Source organism: uncultured Sulfitobacter sp., assembly GCF_947502895.1.
In the GTDB taxonomy this organism is placed as follows: domain Bacteria; phylum Pseudomonadota; class Alphaproteobacteria; order Rhodobacterales; family Rhodobacteraceae; genus Sulfitobacter.
In genome coordinates this window covers 247654-263596 of the sequence record NZ_CANNBM010000003.1, presented here as the reverse complement: position 1 = coordinate 263596, position 15943 = coordinate 247654, and the positions used below count along the sequence as shown (strand labels likewise).

The following is a 15943-nucleotide window of genomic DNA, read 5'->3' as shown; positions in this document are numbered from 1 at the left end:
GACCTATGGCTGACTTCTTTTTTAACACCACGCTGGGGATGATCCTGCTGATCGTTGGTCAGATTTTCCTTGTGGTGATTCCATTGCTTCTGGCGTTGGCATTCCTGATGTACGCAGATCGCAAGATTTGGGCCTCGGTCCAGTTGCGGCGCGGCCCGAACGTCGTGGGGGTTTACGGCCTTCTGCAATCGTTCGCGGATTTTGGAAAATACATCGTCAAAGAGATTGTTGTGCCTGCGGGCGCGGACCGCCCTGTTTTCTTCCTCGCGCCGATGGTGTCGCTGGTGATGGCGCTGGTCGCTTGGGCCGTGATCCCGTTTAACGATGGTTGGGTCCTGTCGGACATCAACGTCGCGATCCTGTTTGTTTTCGCGGTTTCCTCGCTTGAGGTATATGGCGTGATTATGGGGGGGTGGGCGTCCAACTCGAAATACCCTTTCCTTGGCTCGCTGCGATCTGCCGCGCAGATGATCTCTTATGAGGTGTCTATCGGTCTGATCATCATCGGTGTGATTATCTCGACCGGCTCCATGAACTTTAGCGGTATCGTCGCCGCACAGGACAGCGACTATGGCTTGCTGAGTTGGTATTGGTTGCCGCATTTCCCGATGTTGATCCTGTTCTTTATTTCGGCCTTGGCCGAAACCAACCGCCCACCGTTCGATTTGCCAGAAGCTGAATCAGAACTGGTTGCTGGTTATCAGGTTGAATATTCTTCCACGCCCTTCTTGCTGTTCATGATTGGTGAGCTGGTGGCAGTGGTGCTGATGTGCGCGCTGATCTCTTTGATGTTCTTTGGCGGTTGGCTGTCCCCGATCCCGGGTTTGCCTGATGGTATCTTCTGGATGATCGCCAAAATGGGTCTGGTGTTCTTTTTCTTCTCGCTGATCAAAGCGATTACACCGCGCTACCGCTATGACCAGTTGATGCGTCTGGGTTGGAAAGTGTTCCTGCCGTTCTCGCTGTTCTGGGTCGTGTTCGTGGCATTCGCGGCGAAGTTCGAATGGTTCTGGGGCATCTATGCCCGCTATACGGTAGGAGGCTGATATGACTGACTATACCCGCCACGCGAAGTATTTCCTGCTTCAGGATTTCTACCAAGGCATGAAGCTGGGCATCAAATATATGTTCAAGCCGAAGGCGACGCTGAATTACCCGCATGAAAAGGGGCCACTGTCGCCTCGTTTCCGTGGGGAGCATGCGCTGCGCCGCTACGCGAACGGCGAAGAACGTTGCATTGCATGTAAACTGTGCGAGGCCGTTTGCCCCGCGCAGGCCATTACCATTGATGCCGAGCCGCGCGATGACGGCAGCCGTCGCACCACGCGTTATGACATCGACATGACGAAATGCATTTACTGCGGCTTCTGTCAGGAAGCATGCCCTGTGGATGCAATTGTCGAAGGGCCAAACTTCGAGTTCAGCACTGAGACACGCGAGGAGCTGTACTACGATAAGGAAAAACTCTTGGACAACGGCGCGCGCTGGGAAGCCGAGATTGCGCGCAACCTCGAGATGGATGCGCCCTACCGATGACCGATAAAAACCCTTGGGAAGAAATGATGAAGCAGGCGCAGGAAATGGCAAAGACCTTTCCGGCGATGGATGCGTTTTCGCCCAAAGGGTTCGAGGCCATGATGGGGCTGATGCCCAAGGATATGATGGAGACCTTCTTTGGCAACAAGCTGAATCCCGACGGATTGGATGCTAAAACAAGGTTGTTACTGACGCTGGCGGGACTGACCATGCAGGGCGCCCAGAACGACGTGGCTGTACGCCAGACTGTGCGCCACGCTGTCGAAGCAGGCGCGCACAAGCAGCAGATAATAGATACGATCGGCCAGATGTCGGCTTTTGCGGGTATCCCTGCGATGCAGCGCGCGATGGCGCTGGCACAAGAAGTGCTGGACGATGGCACGGCCAAGAATACGGAAGGTGACGCATGAGCGTTTTTGCATTTTATCTTTTTGCGGTCTGCGTGGTCGCGGGTGGGCTTTTCACTGTGATCAGCCGCAATCCCGTACACTCGGTCCTTTGGTTGATCCTGTCTTTCCTATCGGCGGCGGGGCTATTCGTGCTGCTGGGCGCTGAATTTGTAGCGATGCTGCTTATCATCGTCTACGTGGGCGCGGTTGCCGTGTTGTTCTTGTTTGTTGTCATGATGCTCGACATCGACTTTGCCGAGCTGAAGGCGGAGATGGCGAAATACATGCCGCTGGCGCTGCTGATCGGCGTCGTGATCCTGATGCAGTTCGTTATTGCCTTTGGCGCTTGGGAGTCCAACGCGGCGGCAGACGGTTTGCGCGCGCAGGTTCCTGCGGAGGATGTGACGAACACGGCTGCTTTGGGATTGATCCTGTATGACGAGTATTTCCTGCTGTTCCAGCTGTCGGGTCTGATCCTGCTGGTTGCGATGATTGGCGCGATTGTGCTGACCCTGCGCCACCGTGGCGATGTGAAACGTCAGGATGTTGTTGCGCAGATGATGCGCGATCCGGCCAAGGCGATGAAGCTGACAGACGTAAAGCCGGGGCAGGGCCTTTGAATTAGAGAGTTCCGCGCGGGGCCAGCGCGGAATTTTTGAAAAATTCCGGACCGTTTTCTTTGAAGAAAACGACTACCGGTGCAAACGACAGACTGGGTGAACCGAAGCTTGCGCTCGGGGATACTCGTGAATACGGCACACCGGAAAGCCACCGGCGCCAAAAATACTATCCCCGCAAACGGGGGGAAACTGAGGGACGACATGATCGGACTGGAACACTATCTGACAGTAGCGGCGACGCTGTTTGTCATTGGCATTTTTGGCCTTTTTCTAAACCGAAAGAACGTGATTGTTCTGCTGATGAGCATTGAATTGATGCTGCTGGCGGTGAACATCAATCTGGTCGCCTTCTCTAGCTACCTTGGCCTGAATGACATGGTGGGGCAGGTGTTTACACTGTTTGTCCTGACGGTTGCTGCCGCAGAGGCGGCGATTGGTCTGGCCATTCTGGTCTGTTTCTTCAGAACCCGCGGCACCATCGCCGTGGAAGACGTCAACGTGATGAAGGGCTGAGGACATGGAAATTACACTCCTTTTTGCCCCGCTGGTTGGTGCGTTGCTTTGTGGCTTTGGCTGGAAAATTATTGGCGAGAACGCCGCGTGCTGGATTGCGACGGGGGGCTTGTTCCTCTCCGCGATTCTCAGCTGGATCGTGTTCCTGACGTTTGATGGCACCACCGACACCATTCAAATCCTTCGCTTTATCGAAAGCGGCAGCCTGAGCACCGATTGGTCGATCCGTCTGGACCGTCTGACAGCGATTATGCTGATCGTAATCACGACTGTGTCCAGCCTCGTACACCTTTATTCCTTTGGCTACATGGCCCATGACGAGCATTTCGGCGAAGGGGTCAGCTATAAGGCGCGCTTCTTTGCGTATCTGTCATTCTTTACGTTTGCGATGTTGATGCTGGTAACGTCTGATAACCTTGTGCAGATGTTCTTTGGTTGGGAAGGGGTGGGCGTTGCCTCGTACCTGCTCATCGGGTTCTACTACAAGAAACCCTCGGCCAATGCCGCCGCGATCAAGGCCTTTGTGGTCAACCGTGTGGGTGACTTTGGCTTTGCGCTGGGTATCTTTGGGTTGTTTCTGCTGACAGACAGCATCAAATTCGACGATATTTTTGCCGCCGCGCCCGAGCTGGCTGAGACCACATTGAGCTTTTTGTGGGGAGAGTGGAACGCCGCCAATCTGATTGCTGTGCTGCTCTTTATCGGTGCTATGGGTAAGTCGGCGCAACTGCTGCTGCACACTTGGCTGCCAGACGCGATGGAAGGGCCTACGCCTGTGTCCGCGCTGATCCACGCAGCGACCATGGTTACAGCGGGTGTTTTCCTTGTCTGCCGCATGTCGCCGCTGATGGAATTTGCCCCCGAGGCGATGGCATTTGTCACTATTCTGGGTGCTACGACGGCGTTTGTTGCAGCCACGATCGGTCTGGTGCAGACAGATATCAAACGGGTGATTGCCTATTCGACCATGTCACAGCTGGGGTATATGTTTGTGGCCGCTGGCGTTGGCATGTACTCGGCCGCGATGTTCCACCTGCTGACGCATGCCTTCTTCAAGGCGATGCTGTTCTTGGGTGCAGGCTCGGTCATTCATGCGATGCACCATGAGCAGGACATGATGAACTATGGCGGTCTGCGCAAGAAAATCCCCTATACCTTCTGGGCGATGATGATCGGTACGCTTGCGATTACCGGTGTTGGTATCCCTGTGTGGATTATTACGCTGGGTGAAATCCCGATCGGGTTTGCGGGCTTCCAGTCCAAGGACGCGATTGTAGAAAGTGCGTTTGCCGCTGGCTCCATGTACGGCTTCTGGATGCTGGTGATTGCCGCCTTGTTCACCAGCTTCTACAGCTGGCGCCTGATGTTCCTTACGTTTTACGGCACACCGCGCGGCGACAAGCACACGCATGAGCATGCCCATGAAAGCCCTGTTGTCATGCTGGTGCCTTTGGGTGTGCTAGCGCTTGGCGCGGCTCTGTCCGGCATGGTCTGGTACGGGTCGTTCTTTGGCCACACTGATCAGGTCGCAAAGTTCTACGGTATTCCCTATGCCGAAGAAGCGGCCCACGGCGAAGAGAAGGTCGACGGTGCCGAGACATCCCACGGCGCGGCTGATGGCAAGGGCGGCAAAGCCGAGCATCACTATGTCTTTGCGGGCCAGCCGGGTGAGGGGGCGCTGTATATCGCACCTGACAACACGCTGCTGGATGACGCGCACAAGGTGCCTTATTGGGTCAAGACCTCTCCCTTTGCGGCGATGTTGATTGGCTTCCTGTTTGCCTATTGGTTTTACATCAAGAACCCGTCGCTGCCGGGCCGTTTGGCCGAGAACCAAAAGCACCTTTACCAGTTCTTGCTGAACAAATGGTACTTTGACGAAATCTACGATTTCATCTTTGTGCAGCCTGCCAAGATGATCGGCCGTTTCTTGTGGAAGCAGGGCGACGGGCGTGTGATTGACGGTGGTTTGAACGGGCTGGCATTGGGGATCATTCCCTTCTTCACCCGCCTCGCTGGCCGTGCGCAGTCCGGCTATATCTTTACCTATGCCTTCGCCATGGTGATCGGGATCGCGGTTCTGGTAACGTGGATGACGATGACCGGAGGAGCAAACTGATGGAAAATAACTTGCTCTCCATTGTGACGTTCATGCCCGCGTTTGCGGCGCTTATTCTGGCCGTGTTCCTGCGGGGCGAAGACGAGGCGGCGCAGCGCAATGCCAAATGGCTGGCGCTGATAACGACCACGGTTACATTTATTGTTTCGATCTTTGTCTATCTCGAGTTTGACCCGGCCAATACGGGCTTTCAAATGGTAGACGAGGCCGAATGGTTGCTGGGCCTGAATTACCGCGTAGGCGTGGACGGGATTTCGATCCTGTTTGTGATGCTGACCACCTTCATGATGCCGCTGGTGATTGCGGCATCCTGGGATGTGCATACGCGGGTCAAGGAATACATGATCGCTTTCCTGATCCTAGAGACGCTGATGATCGGTGTTTTTGTCTCGCTCGATCTGATCCTGTTCTATCTGTTCTTTGAGGCGAGCCTGATCCCGATGTTCCTGATTATCGGGATATGGGGCGGTGCGAACCGCATCTACGCGAGCTTCAAGTTCTTCCTCTACACCTTCTTCGGGTCGGTTCTGATGCTGATCGCGATGGTGGCGATGTTTGCGGAGGCAGGCACGACCTGTATCGGCGGTTGCGATATCAGCTTGCTGACGCATACCTTCGGCTCCGAGACATTCAGCTTGATGGGCTGGCAGGTTGTTGGCGGGATGCAGACGCTGATGTTCCTTGCGTTCTTTGCCAGCTTCGCGGTGAAAATGCCGATGTGGCCTGTGCACACATGGTTGCCTGACGCGCACGTGCAAGCCCCGACTGCGGGTTCTGTCGTGCTGGCCGCGATCCTGCTTAAAATGGGCGGCTACGGTTTCTTGCGCTTTTCACTGCCGATGTTCCCCGTAGGGGCCGAGGTGGTTGGCCCGCTGATCTTGTGGATGTCGGCGATTGCGATTGTCTACACCTCGCTGGTGGCGCTGGTGCAAGAAGACATGAAAAAGCTGATTGCCTATTCATCGGTGGCCCACATGGGTTTTGTGACCATGGGTATCTTCTCGACCAACCAGCAGGGGCTGGACGGCGCGATTTTCCAGATGATCAGCCACGGCTTTATTTCGGGCGCGCTGTTTTTGGCAGTGGGTGTGATCTATGACCGGATGCACACGCGCGAGATTGACGCCTATGGCGGGTTGGTGAACCGGATGCCGGTTTATGCGCTGATCTTTATGCTGTTCACCATGGCCAACGTCGGCCTGCCAGGCACCTCCGGTTTTGTCGGGGAATTCCTGACATTGATGGCGGTGTTTCAGGTGAATACATGGGTGGCTGCGGTTGCAACCACCGGCGTGATTTTTTCAGCGGCCTATGCGCTGTGGCTGTACCGCCGTGTGGTGATGGGTGATCTGATAAAGGAAAGCCTGAAAGCGATCACCGATATGAACGCTCGTGAGAAGTGGATTTTTGCGCCCTTGGTCGTGATGACGCTGCTTCTGGGGATCTACCCTGCATTGATACTGGATGTGATTGGCCCGTCGGTGACGGCGCTGGTGACGCAATATGATACGGCAGTTGCCGCAGCCGAGGCTGTGATGCGTACCGCCGAAGCCCTGAATTGAGGCGAAAGACATGACGAACGATATCCTCTTGATCCTGCCTGAAATTATTCTGGCGCTTTTTGCCATCGCGGGCCTAATGGCCGGTGCTTATGGCGGTAAGGATGCGATCGCGCGTCCGCTACTGTGGGCCACTGCGGCGGTTTTTGTGATCGTGGCAGGGCTGGTTGCGACATCCTCGGCCACCACGGTTGAGGCATTTGGCGGGATGTTCATCAATGACGGTTTTGCCCGCTTTGCCAAAGTGGTGATCCTGCTGTCGGCGGCCAGTGTGCTGATCATGTCCGAAGGGTATATGCGTGCGCGTGATCTGCTGCGGTTCGAATATCCTGTTCTTGTCTCGCTGAGTGTTGTCGGCATGATGATGATGGTCTCTGCTGGCGATCTCATGGCGCTTTACATGGGGCTTGAGCTGCAATCGCTTGCTCTTTACGTTGTGGCATCCCTGCGCCGCGACAGTGCGAAATCAACAGAAGCGGGTCTGAAGTACTTTGTGCTGGGCGCGTTGTCATCGGGACTGCTGCTGTATGGTGCATCGCTGGTTTATGGGTATTCAGGCACTACGCTGTTCTCGGGCATCATCACTACGGCGCAAGCGGGTGAGACATCGCTGGGTCTGTTGTTCGGTATCGTTTTCCTGATCTCGGGTCTGGCATTCAAGGTATCGGCTGTGCCGTTCCACATGTGGACCCCTGACGTTTATGAAGGGTCGCCCACGCCGATCACAGCCTTCTTTGCCACGGCCCCGAAAGTGGCGGCGATGGCGTTGTTTGCGCGGGTGCTGCACGATGCCTTTGGCAACGCGGTGAGTGATTGGCAGCAGATCGTGGCACTTTTGTCGGTGCTGTCGATGTTCCTCGGCGCGGTTGCGGCGATTGGTCAGACCAACATCAAACGTCTGATGGCCTTTTCCTCTATCGCGCATATGGGTTATGCCCTGATGGGCCTTGCGGCGGGGACGGCTTTTGGCGTGCAGGCGATGCTGGTCTATATGGCGATCTATGTGACGATGAATGTCGGTATCTTTGCCTTTATCCTGTTGATGGAGAAAGACGGCCAGCCTGTGGCGGACATTGGTGCGCTCAACATGTATTCAAAGGCGCAACCCGGTCGTGCACTGGCGCTGCTGGTGCTGATGTTCAGCCTTGCAGGTGTGCCGCCTTTCCTCGGCTTCTTTGGTAAGCTCTACGTGCTACGCGCAGCATATGACGGTGGGCTTGCGTGGCTGGCGATTGCGGGTGTGATTGCTTCGGTGATCGGCGCGTTCTACTATCTGCGGATCGTGTTCTACATGTACTTTGGCGACGATAAATCGGATGCGCTGGACCAGAACCGTGGCGGTATTCTCGGGGGCTTCCTGATGGCCTCTGCGATCATCATGGTTGTCGGCATTATCAACATGTTCGGCATCGAAGGTGCCGCAGCATTGGCGGCTGATACGCTTGTCAAATAGGCAAGCCCATGGGTGAGTGGCCGAAGGGTTATACGCGCCACGTCTTCGATACGCTCGATTCGACCCTATCTGAAGCTGCGCGCATGGCACCGACGCTTGCTGGCCCTGCGTGGCTGCTCGCGCATGAGCAGACGGCCGCACGCGGACGGCGGGGGCGGGCATGGTCCACCCCGCGCGGGAATTTCGCGGGTACACTGATTATGCCGCGCACAGGCTCGCCTGCGGATGCGGCGTTGCGCAGCTTTGTTACCAGTCTTGCCTTGTATGACGCATTTGTTGCCACGACTGGGCAGGCGGATGCCTTTGCGTTGAAGTGGCCCAATGATGTTTTGCTGAATGGCGGTAAGGTGGCGGGTATCCTGCTGGAGAGCCTTGGCGATCATCTGGTGATCGGGATAGGTGTGAACCTTGCCCATGCGCCCACCCCCGATCAGGTCGAAGCGCGGGCGGTCACGCCCGTTAGCCTGTTGCAAGGTACAGGCGTTGCCGTAGAGGCCGAGACGTTTCTGAACGCGCTGGCCCGCGCATTTGCGCAATACGAAACCCAGTTTTTGACCTATGGGTTTGCGCCAATTCGCACAGCATGGCTGGCGCGGGCGGCGCGGATCGGCGAGGTTGTCACAGCACGCACGATGCGGGATGAAACCGTTGGTGTGTTTGAGGATGTGGACGGGCAGGGTAATCTCATCCTGAAGACGGCAAAAGGTCGCGTGGCGATCACGGCGGCGGATGTCTATTTCTAACACTGTAAGGAGGGCGTGCGATGCTCTTGGCGATTGATTGCGGCAATACCAACACCGTGTTTTCCATCTGGGACGGGTCCGAGTTTATTGCCACATGGCGCACGGCCACCGAATGGCAGCGCACAGCCGATCAGTACTATGTCTGGCTGAGCAGCCTGTTAAAGTTGCAAAACATCGACGCTGAAATCACCGATATGATAATCTCGTCCACTGTGCCGCGTGTGGTGTGGAACCTGCGGGTGCTGGCGGACCGCTATTTCAACACGCGCCCTATCGTTGTGGGAAAACCCGAATGTGCGCTGCCCATCGAAGTGCGGGTAGATATTGGTACAGCCGTTGGGCCGGACCGGTTGGTGAATACTGTTGCGGGGTTTGATTTGCACGGTGGTGATCTGATCATAGTCGATTTTGGCACCGCCACGACATTTGATGTCTCTGATACCGATGGTGCCTATATCGGCGGTGTTATTGCCCCAGGTGTGAACCTGAGCCTTGAGGCGTTGCACAATGCAGCCGCCGCTTTGCCCCATATCGATATCACCCAGCCTACTCAGGTAGTGGGTACGAATACTGTGGCTTGTATGCAATCTGGCGTTTTTTGGGGTTATATTGGCCTCGTTCGTGAGATATGTGCGCGAATAAAGGCGGAGCGCGGGCGTGACATGCGCGTAATCTCCACCGGCGGGCTCGCGCCGCTGTTCCAGCAGGCCGAGGACCTCTTTGACGAATATCATGATGATTTGACGATGCACGGCCTGACCGTGATACATAAATATAACAAGGAAAATGCTTAAAAATGAGCAGTGAAAGATTGATCTACCTTCCCCTCGGCGGGGCAGGTGAAATTGGCATGAATGCCTATGTGTATGGCTATGGCAAGCCGAACGAAGAGCGGCTGATTGTCGTGGATATTGGTGTGGCTTTTCCAGATATGGACACAAGCCCCGGTGTTGACCTGATCATCGCCGATATCGAATGGCTGGTAGAGCGTAAGGACCGCATCGAGGCGGTGTTTGTGACCCACGCCCATGAGGACCACGTAGGCGGCATTGCCCATACCTATGACCGCCTGCAAGCGCCAATTTTTGCGCGCAAGTTCACCGCCAATATCGCACGCCGCAAGATGGCTGAATACAACCACCCCGATGATGCCGTGACAATTGTCGGCACCTTCCCGCATCAGGTAGATGCAGGACCGTTCAAGGTAGGGTTTCAGCCGATCTCCCACTCCATCCCCGAAAGCTCGGCTTTGGTGATCGACACGCCTGCGGGCCGCATTGTGCATTCGGGTGATTTCAAAGTGGATCTGACCCCTGGAGTGGGCGAGCCGTTTGACCCTGCCGCGTTTGAAGAAATTGCCAAAGACGGCATCAAAGCGTTGGTTTGTGACAGTACCAATGTGTTCAGCCCCGAGGCGGGCCGCTCAGAGGCGACCTTGCCCGAAGCGATTACCGAGCTTGTCTCGGGCGCGAAGGGCATGGTTGTGGCGACGACATTCGCCTCCAACGTGGCGCGTGTGAAGACGCTGGCTGTTGCAGGGCAAAAGGCGGGACGCTCTGTCGTGCTGCTGGGCCGTGCGATGAAGCGGATGGTCGAGGCCTCGGTCGAGGCGGGCGTGCTGAAAGATTTTCCGCCCACGATCAGCCCCGAACAGGCCCGCGATGTGCCGCGTGAAAACCTGTTGCTGCTGGTGACAGGATCGCAAGGCGAGCGCCGTGCGGCCAGCGCGCAGTTGGCGCGGGGCAAATACATGGGTTTGACGATGCAGGAAGGGGACATGTTCCTTTTCTCGTCCAAGACCATTCCGGGTAATGAAAAAGGCGTTATTCGCATTATCAACCAGTTCTCTGAAATGGGTGTGGATGTTGTGGATGACAGCACGGGCAAATACCACGTGTCGGGCCACGCCAACCGCCCCGATCTGGAAACGCTGCATGATCTGTTGAAGCCGCAGGTATTGATCCCCATGCACGGCGAGCATCGCCATTTGCGCGAGCACGTCAAAATTGCCGACGGCAAGGGCATCACGGGTGTTCTGGCTGTTAACGGTATGATGATTGATCTGTCCGGAAATGCGCCCAAGGTGGCCGAGTATGTCGAGACAGGCCGCACCTATATCGACGGTTCGGTTCAGGTCGGCGCGCTGGACGGTGTGGTGCGCGACCGTATCCGTATGGCGCTGAATGGTCATATGACCATCACCGTTTTGATGGACGAACAAGACGAGCCACTGGGCGATCCTTGGGTCGATGCGATGGGCCTGCCGGAAATGGGCATAAGCAAAGCACCGTTGGTTGATGTGGTCGAACAGGACCTAAGCCAGTGGTTGGGTCGCGCCGGGGTGAAAACGCTGCGAGATGACAAAGCGCTGGATGATGGCCTGCGCAAAGTAGCGCGTCAGTCTTCGCAAAACGAGATCGGCAAAAAGCCCGAAGTGACTGTAGTTGTCAGCCGCCTGAGCTAGAGGCCTGCACAAAAAGCCTGTGCCAGACCTGTTTTGGGTCTGGCGATTTTGACCGGATACGAAAAAGCCCCGCAGGTTATGACCTGCGGGGCTTTTTTTTATGTTGTGTCCCAGAGTGTCTAGTCTTTGGGACGGTCGGCAAAGCTCAACTCGATGAAGGTGGGCGTGTGATCACCCAGACCGACCACGCGGTTGTTGTTGTTGCCGCGATCATTATTGTCGCCCGACTTGCGACCACCGCGTGAGCGGGAATTGCGCCGCTCTGACGCGGAATCTGATTTTGTTTGTTTTGAACTGTCGCGCTCTGGCTGGTTCCGCTCAGGCTTTGCATCATCCGACTCGGTGTCTGACGCTTTTGCGGCCTGTGGGGCGGGGGTGTCCTGCGCTGGGGTGGCATCGTCAGCGGGGGCTACCATTGCACGCGAATTTGATTTGGGGGGCGCTTTTTTCGGGGCCTTGCTTTGTGGTGCGTCGGCTACCTCGGCAGGTGCGTCTGTCTGCGGTGCCGCTGCCTCTTCGGACTTTGGCGCATCAGACTTGCGGCTGCGCGAACGGGTGCGCTTGGGCTTGTCGGTCTTTGCCTCTTCGCCCGCCTTCGCCTGTTCACCAGATTTGGCCTCGGATTTAGGCGTGGTTCCCAACGGGTTCTCGAGACGCGGAATCTCTTTTTGAACCAGTCGTTCAACATCTTCAAAGTTCTTCTCGTCGCGCGGCGTGCAGATCATGATGGCTTTGCCATCGCGCCCTGCGCGGCCCGTACGGCCGATGCGGTGCACGTAGTCTTCGGCGTGGCTGGGCACGTCAAAGTTAAAGACGTGGCTGACTGCTGGCACATCAAGACCACGTGCGGCCACATCAGAGGCGACAAGGAAACGCAGATCACCTGCGCGGAACCCGTCGAGTGTTTTTGTACGCTGGCTTTGATCGAGATCGCCGTGAATAGGCGCTGCGTCATAGCCGTATTTTTTCAACGACTTGGCAACAGCGTCCACATCCATCTTTCGGTTACAAAAGATGATCGCGTTGGTGCATTTGTCGCCTTCGGCGTCGATCAGTGCGCGCAGCAGCTTGCGCTTTTCTGTCGCTTCGCGGTCTTTGCGCGAGGCTTTGAACATCAGAACACCCTGTTCGATCGTCTCGGATGTGGTGGCCTGACGGGCCATTTCCACACGGAACGGGTTACTGAGGAAGGTGTTTGTGATCCGCTCGATCTCGGGCGCCATTGTGGCGGAGAAAAACAGTGTTTGGCGGGTGAAGGGGGTGAGACCGAAGATCCGCTCGATGTCAGGGATAAAGCCCATATCAAGCATGCGGTCTGCTTCGTCCACAACCATGACTTTAACGTCAGTCAGGATCAGTTTACCGCGCTCATGGTGATCCAGCAGGCGACCAGGTGTGGCGATCAGAACGTCAACGCCTTTGTCGATCAGCTTGTCCTGTTCTTTGAACGAAACACCACCGATCAGCAGTGCCTTGGTCAGTTTGGTGTATTTGGCGTAGGTGTCGAAATTCTCGGCCACCTGTGCGGCCAGTTCGCGCGTGGGGCACAGAACAAGGCTGCGTGGCATGCGTGCGCGGGCGCGCCCACGGGCCAGTTGTGTAATCATCGGCAGCGTAAAGCTGGCCGTCTTGCCCGTACCTGTCTGGGCGATGCCAAGAACGTCGCGCCCTTCGAGGGCGGGGGGGATCGCGCCAGCCTGAATCGGTGTTGGCGTATCGTACCCTGCTTCGGCGATTGCCTTGAGGACCTTAGGGTTCAGGTTCAATTCAGAGAATTTTATCATGTGTATCCGTTAGTTGCGGACACTCATTTGGCCCGCGGCAGCATCTGTATCGGCCCGCATGGCCCAAGGGGCGGCACCTGCCGCGACACATCTGCACCGCGCATAGCAAGTTGCGCGGGAGGCGTCAAATATTTGCGAAGTCTGGGAAATGTTTGGCAAGGGCTGTGTCAAATGGGAAGCGGGTGATGTGCAGACAATTGTACTGTTCCAGCCGTGCGCGCAGGGCAGGCGTATCGGCGCAGACTTCGTCAAAAAATGCGCGCAGGCCTGCATCGCCATTCTCGTCATGGATGAGCGCGAAAAGCTCGTGCATGGTAATCCCGCCGCGATCACGGCTGCGGGCCGGTCCCAGATCGGCGCGATAGGAGCCTGCATCATGGCGGTAGGCGAAATGGGCGTGCCAAGTGTCCCAATCTGTTGCGTGGAAATGGGCGAGCCTGATGCCGTCCATCTCTACGTGGTTTGGGTTCGTCTCACCGTTCAGAAAGGCGTTATGGATGCGGAATTTGATGCCCTCTATGCCCGTTCGGACAAATATCTTGCCTGCAATATGGCTCAGAAACCCGCCCTTTAGGTGTGGGCCGTAGGTCGGGTAGAGTGCGCTGACAGTTTGTTCGCGGGCTTTGCCTGCGGGGATAAAGGTTTTGAAGGCGGCCTCGGTCTGTGGATCGCCACCTGCCAGCAGCTCCATCGGGCGGGCACGGGCGCATTGCACGCGATCGGGTTGGGCGGCCAAATGGGCGGCGATCTGGCCATTGCCGACCAGAAATTCATCCACATCCATATGGATCAGCCAGTCCACCTCGGTCGCGCGCTTATAAGCGCGGGTCGCGTTGAAGGTCTGGCGCGGCTGGTGCATCTCGGGGCGGGTGCCGTTGTGTCGGTTCCAATAGCCATCATCACAGCGCACAACGCGCGTTTTAGGATGGTCGCGCAAGGCCGCTTGGGCCTGTGGGTTGGGCGCGTCGAGGTAGACGTAGATGCGGTGCGCGCCCAATTCCAGATGGTAGGAGACAAAGCGCAGGATCGCGGAAGTGTCCGCTTTGATCGTTGCTACGATGCCCCATGTCGCCATGTCAGACCATCATCTCTTTGGTGGCGGTCAGTTTGACCTCAGGGTAGTCGCGGTCGACGCGGTCTATGTCCCACTGGAGGCGGGTGAGGTAGACGATATCGCCGTCATTGTCGGTGGCGATGTGCTGCTTGTTGGCCTCGGTAAACTTGTCTACGGCGGCCTTGTCGCCAGTGACCCAGCGGGCAGAAGTGAACTGCGACGGCTCAAACCGTACGGGAAGGCCGTATTCAAGCTCGATCCGTGAGGCCAGTACTTCGAATTGCAACTGGCCGACAACGCCGACAACAAAACCCGACCCGATAGAGGGTTTGAACACTTTCGCGGCGCCTTCCTCTGCAAATTGCATCAGGGCTTTCTCAAGGTGTTTGGACTTTAGCGGATCGCCTGCGCGGACCCCTTGGAGCAATTCGGGCGCGAAGGAGGGGATGCCTGTAACGCGGATAGCCTCACCTTCGGTCAGGGTGTCGCCGATGCGCAGCTGGCCGTGGTTGGGGATGCCGATGATGTCGCCCGCCCATGCTTCCTCTGCCAATTCGCGGTCGGCAGCGAGGAACATGACAGGGCTGGCGATGGTCATGACCTTTTTGCTGCGTACATGGGTGAGTTTCATACCCCGCTCAAAGTGGCCGGAGGCGAGGCGTACAAAGGCGACGCGGTCGCGGTGTTTGGGGTCCATGTTGGCTTGGACTTTGAAAACAAAGCCCGAGACGTTCTTTTCTTCGGGCAAAATCTCGCGGGGTTGGGCCTTTTGGATCTGTGGTTCTGGCCCGAACATGGCGATGCCGTCCATCAGCTCCTTGACGCCGAAAGAGTTGATAGCGGAGCCGAACCAGATCGGGGTGAGGGAGCCTTCGGCCATCAGCGCCGCATCCAGTGGTGGCATCAGCTCGCGCACCATCTCAAGGTCTTCCTTGAGCTTTTCCAGCAGCTCGACTGGGACATGCTCGGCCAGTTTGGGATCGTCGAGACCCTCGATCTTGATGGACTCAGACACTTTGTTGCGGTCGGCGCGGTCCATCAACTCCAAACGGTCGCGCAGGATGTCATAACAGCCGACAAAATCGCGGCCCACGCCGATGGGCCAGCTGGCTGGCGTCACGTCAATGGCGAGGTTTTGCTGGATTTCGTCGATGATCTCGAACACATCGCGGCTCTCGCGGTCCATCTTGTTACAAAAGGTCAGGATCGGCAGGTCGCGCATGCGGCAAACTTCGAACAGCTTTTGTGTCTGGCTCTCGACGCCCTTTGCGCCGTCGATCACCATTACGGCCGCATCCACCGCAGTGAGTGTGCGATATGTGTCTTCGGAGAAGTCGGAGTGGCCGGGCGTGTCGACCAGATTGAAGCGAAAGTTTGTGTCGCGCCCCTGATAATCAAACGACATGGCAGAGGCGGAGACGGAAATGCCACGGTCTTTTTCCATCGCCATAAAATCCGAGCGGGTGCGGCGTGCCTCGCCTTTGGCGCGGACTTGGCCCGCCATCTGGATCGCCCCACCGAACAACAGGAACTTTTCGGTCAGCGTGGTTTTGCCCGCATCTGGGTGGCTGATGATCGCAAAAGTCCGGCGGCGCGCTATCTCAGGCGGTAGATCGGGGCGATTTGTGTTTTTGTCCAGCATCTTGCGGCATGTTCCTGATGTAGATTAGGGCAGCTGCATTGATGGCGGCGCACCTTGTGTTTTCCCC

General features: G+C 56.8%; 14 protein-coding genes. 11 read left to right on the top strand and 3 right to left on the bottom strand.

Going from position 1 to position 15943, the window contains the following annotated elements; translation table 11 throughout:
• Positions 1-5: 5 nt before the first annotated feature.
• The 11 genes from nuoH (at position 6) to Q0903_RS14265 (ending at position 11396) form a co-directional block, all read left to right on the top strand.
• Positions 6-1046, top strand: coding sequence for an NADH-quinone oxidoreductase subunit NuoH (gene nuoH / locus Q0903_RS14315; protein ID WP_299023780.1), 1041 nt, complete (start codon positions 6-8; stop codon positions 1044-1046).
• 1 nt (position 1047) lies between these two features.
• Positions 1048-1536, top strand: a complete 489-nt coding sequence (nuoI, locus tag Q0903_RS14310) for an NADH-quinone oxidoreductase subunit NuoI (RefSeq protein ID WP_299023778.1) — start codon at positions 1048-1050, stop codon at positions 1534-1536.
• Positions 1533-1946 carry a carboxymuconolactone decarboxylase family protein gene (locus tag Q0903_RS14305; protein ID WP_299023776.1) on the top strand — a complete coding sequence of 138 codons (414 nt, stop codon included), beginning with the start codon at positions 1533-1535 and terminating at the stop codon, positions 1944-1946. The genes nuoI and Q0903_RS14305 overlap by 4 nt, the downstream gene beginning before the upstream one ends.
• Positions 1943-2545 (top strand): NADH-quinone oxidoreductase subunit J, encoded by a 603-nt coding sequence (locus Q0903_RS14300; protein ID WP_299023774.1) that lies wholly within the window; start codon positions 1943-1945, stop codon positions 2543-2545. The genes Q0903_RS14305 and Q0903_RS14300 overlap by 4 nt, the downstream gene beginning before the upstream one ends.
• Before the next feature lie 201 nt (positions 2546-2746).
• Entirely contained in the window at positions 2747-3058 is a 312-nt protein-coding gene (gene nuoK / locus Q0903_RS14295) for an NADH-quinone oxidoreductase subunit NuoK (protein ID WP_299023772.1), read from the top strand.
• Between the two features lie 4 nt (positions 3059-3062).
• Complete coding sequence (nuoL, locus tag Q0903_RS14290; protein ID WP_299416571.1) at positions 3063-5177, top strand: NADH-quinone oxidoreductase subunit L; 2115 nt, start codon at positions 3063-3065, stop codon at positions 5175-5177.
• Positions 5177-6739 carry an NADH-quinone oxidoreductase subunit M gene (locus tag Q0903_RS14285; protein ID WP_299416568.1) on the top strand — a complete coding sequence of 521 codons (1563 nt, stop codon included), beginning with the start codon at positions 5177-5179 and terminating at the stop codon, positions 6737-6739. Before nuoL ends, Q0903_RS14285 begins: the two co-directional genes overlap by 1 nt.
• Positions 6740-6749: 10 nt before the next feature.
• Entirely contained in the window at positions 6750-8189 is a 1440-nt protein-coding gene (nuoN, locus tag Q0903_RS14280; protein WP_299416565.1) for an NADH-quinone oxidoreductase subunit NuoN, read from the top strand.
• 8 nt (positions 8190-8197) lie between these two features.
• Entirely contained in the window at positions 8198-8932 is a 735-nt protein-coding gene (locus Q0903_RS14275; protein WP_299416563.1) for a biotin--[acetyl-CoA-carboxylase] ligase, read from the top strand.
• 20 nt (positions 8933-8952) lie between these two features.
• Positions 8953-9726: a type III pantothenate kinase gene (locus tag Q0903_RS14270; protein ID WP_299416561.1), complete on the top strand. Its 774-nt coding sequence runs from the start codon at positions 8953-8955 to the stop codon at positions 9724-9726.
• A gap of 2 nt (positions 9727-9728) precedes the next feature.
• Complete coding sequence (locus Q0903_RS14265; RefSeq protein ID WP_299416559.1) at positions 9729-11396, top strand: ribonuclease J; 1668 nt, start codon at positions 9729-9731, stop codon at positions 11394-11396.
• 119 nt (positions 11397-11515) lie between these two features.
• Here the strand turns inward: Q0903_RS14265 and Q0903_RS14260 are convergent, their stop codons facing one another.
• The 3 genes from Q0903_RS14260 to Q0903_RS14250 all read right to left on the bottom strand — a co-directional run bounded on the left by Q0903_RS14260 (position 11516) and on the right by Q0903_RS14250 (position 15876).
• Entirely contained in the window at positions 11516-13180 is a 1665-nt protein-coding gene (locus Q0903_RS14260; protein ID WP_299416557.1) for a DEAD/DEAH box helicase, read from the bottom strand.
• A 124-nt stretch (positions 13181-13304) separates the two neighbouring features.
• Positions 13305-14255 carry a glycosyltransferase family 2 protein gene (locus Q0903_RS14255; protein ID WP_299416554.1) on the bottom strand — a complete coding sequence of 317 codons (951 nt, stop codon included), beginning with the start codon at positions 14253-14255 and terminating at the stop codon, positions 13305-13307.
• A gap of 1 nt (position 14256) precedes the next feature.
• Positions 14257-15876 (bottom strand): peptide chain release factor 3, encoded by a 1620-nt coding sequence (locus Q0903_RS14250; RefSeq protein WP_299416552.1) that lies wholly within the window; start codon positions 15874-15876, stop codon positions 14257-14259.
• Positions 15877-15943: the final 67 nt, after the last annotated feature.

Coding starts and splice junctions, on each gene's coding strand:
- Q0903_RS14270 (WP_299416561.1), top strand. CDS start 8,953: ATGCTCTTGGCGATTGATTGCGGCAATACCAACACCGTGTTTTCCATC.
- nuoL (WP_299416571.1), top strand. CDS start 3,063: ATGGAAATTACACTCCTTTTTGCCCCGCTGGTTGGTGCGTTGCTTTGT.
- Q0903_RS14285 (WP_299416568.1), top strand. CDS start 5,177: ATGGAAAATAACTTGCTCTCCATTGTGACGTTCATGCCCGCGTTTGCG.
- Q0903_RS14305 (WP_299023776.1), top strand. CDS start 1,533: ATGACCGATAAAAACCCTTGGGAAGAAATGATGAAGCAGGCGCAGGAA.
- nuoK (WP_299023772.1), top strand. CDS start 2,747: ATGATCGGACTGGAACACTATCTGACAGTAGCGGCGACGCTGTTTGTC.
- nuoI (WP_299023778.1), top strand. CDS start 1,048: ATGACTGACTATACCCGCCACGCGAAGTATTTCCTGCTTCAGGATTTC.
- nuoH (WP_299023780.1), top strand. CDS start 6: ATGGCTGACTTCTTTTTTAACACCACGCTGGGGATGATCCTGCTGATC.
- Q0903_RS14255 (WP_299416554.1), bottom strand. CDS start 14,255: ATGGCGACATGGGGCATCGTAGCAACGATCAAAGCGGACACTTCCGCG.
- Q0903_RS14250 (WP_299416552.1), bottom strand. CDS start 15,876: ATGCTGGACAAAAACACAAATCGCCCCGATCTACCGCCTGAGATAGCG.
- nuoN (WP_299416565.1), top strand. CDS start 6,750: ATGACGAACGATATCCTCTTGATCCTGCCTGAAATTATTCTGGCGCTT.
- Q0903_RS14265 (WP_299416559.1), top strand. CDS start 9,729: ATGAGCAGTGAAAGATTGATCTACCTTCCCCTCGGCGGGGCAGGTGAA.
- Q0903_RS14275 (WP_299416563.1), top strand. CDS start 8,198: ATGGGTGAGTGGCCGAAGGGTTATACGCGCCACGTCTTCGATACGCTC.
- Q0903_RS14260 (WP_299416557.1), bottom strand. CDS start 13,180: ATGATAAAATTCTCTGAATTGAACCTGAACCCTAAGGTCCTCAAGGCA.
- Q0903_RS14300 (WP_299023774.1), top strand. CDS start 1,943: ATGAGCGTTTTTGCATTTTATCTTTTTGCGGTCTGCGTGGTCGCGGGT.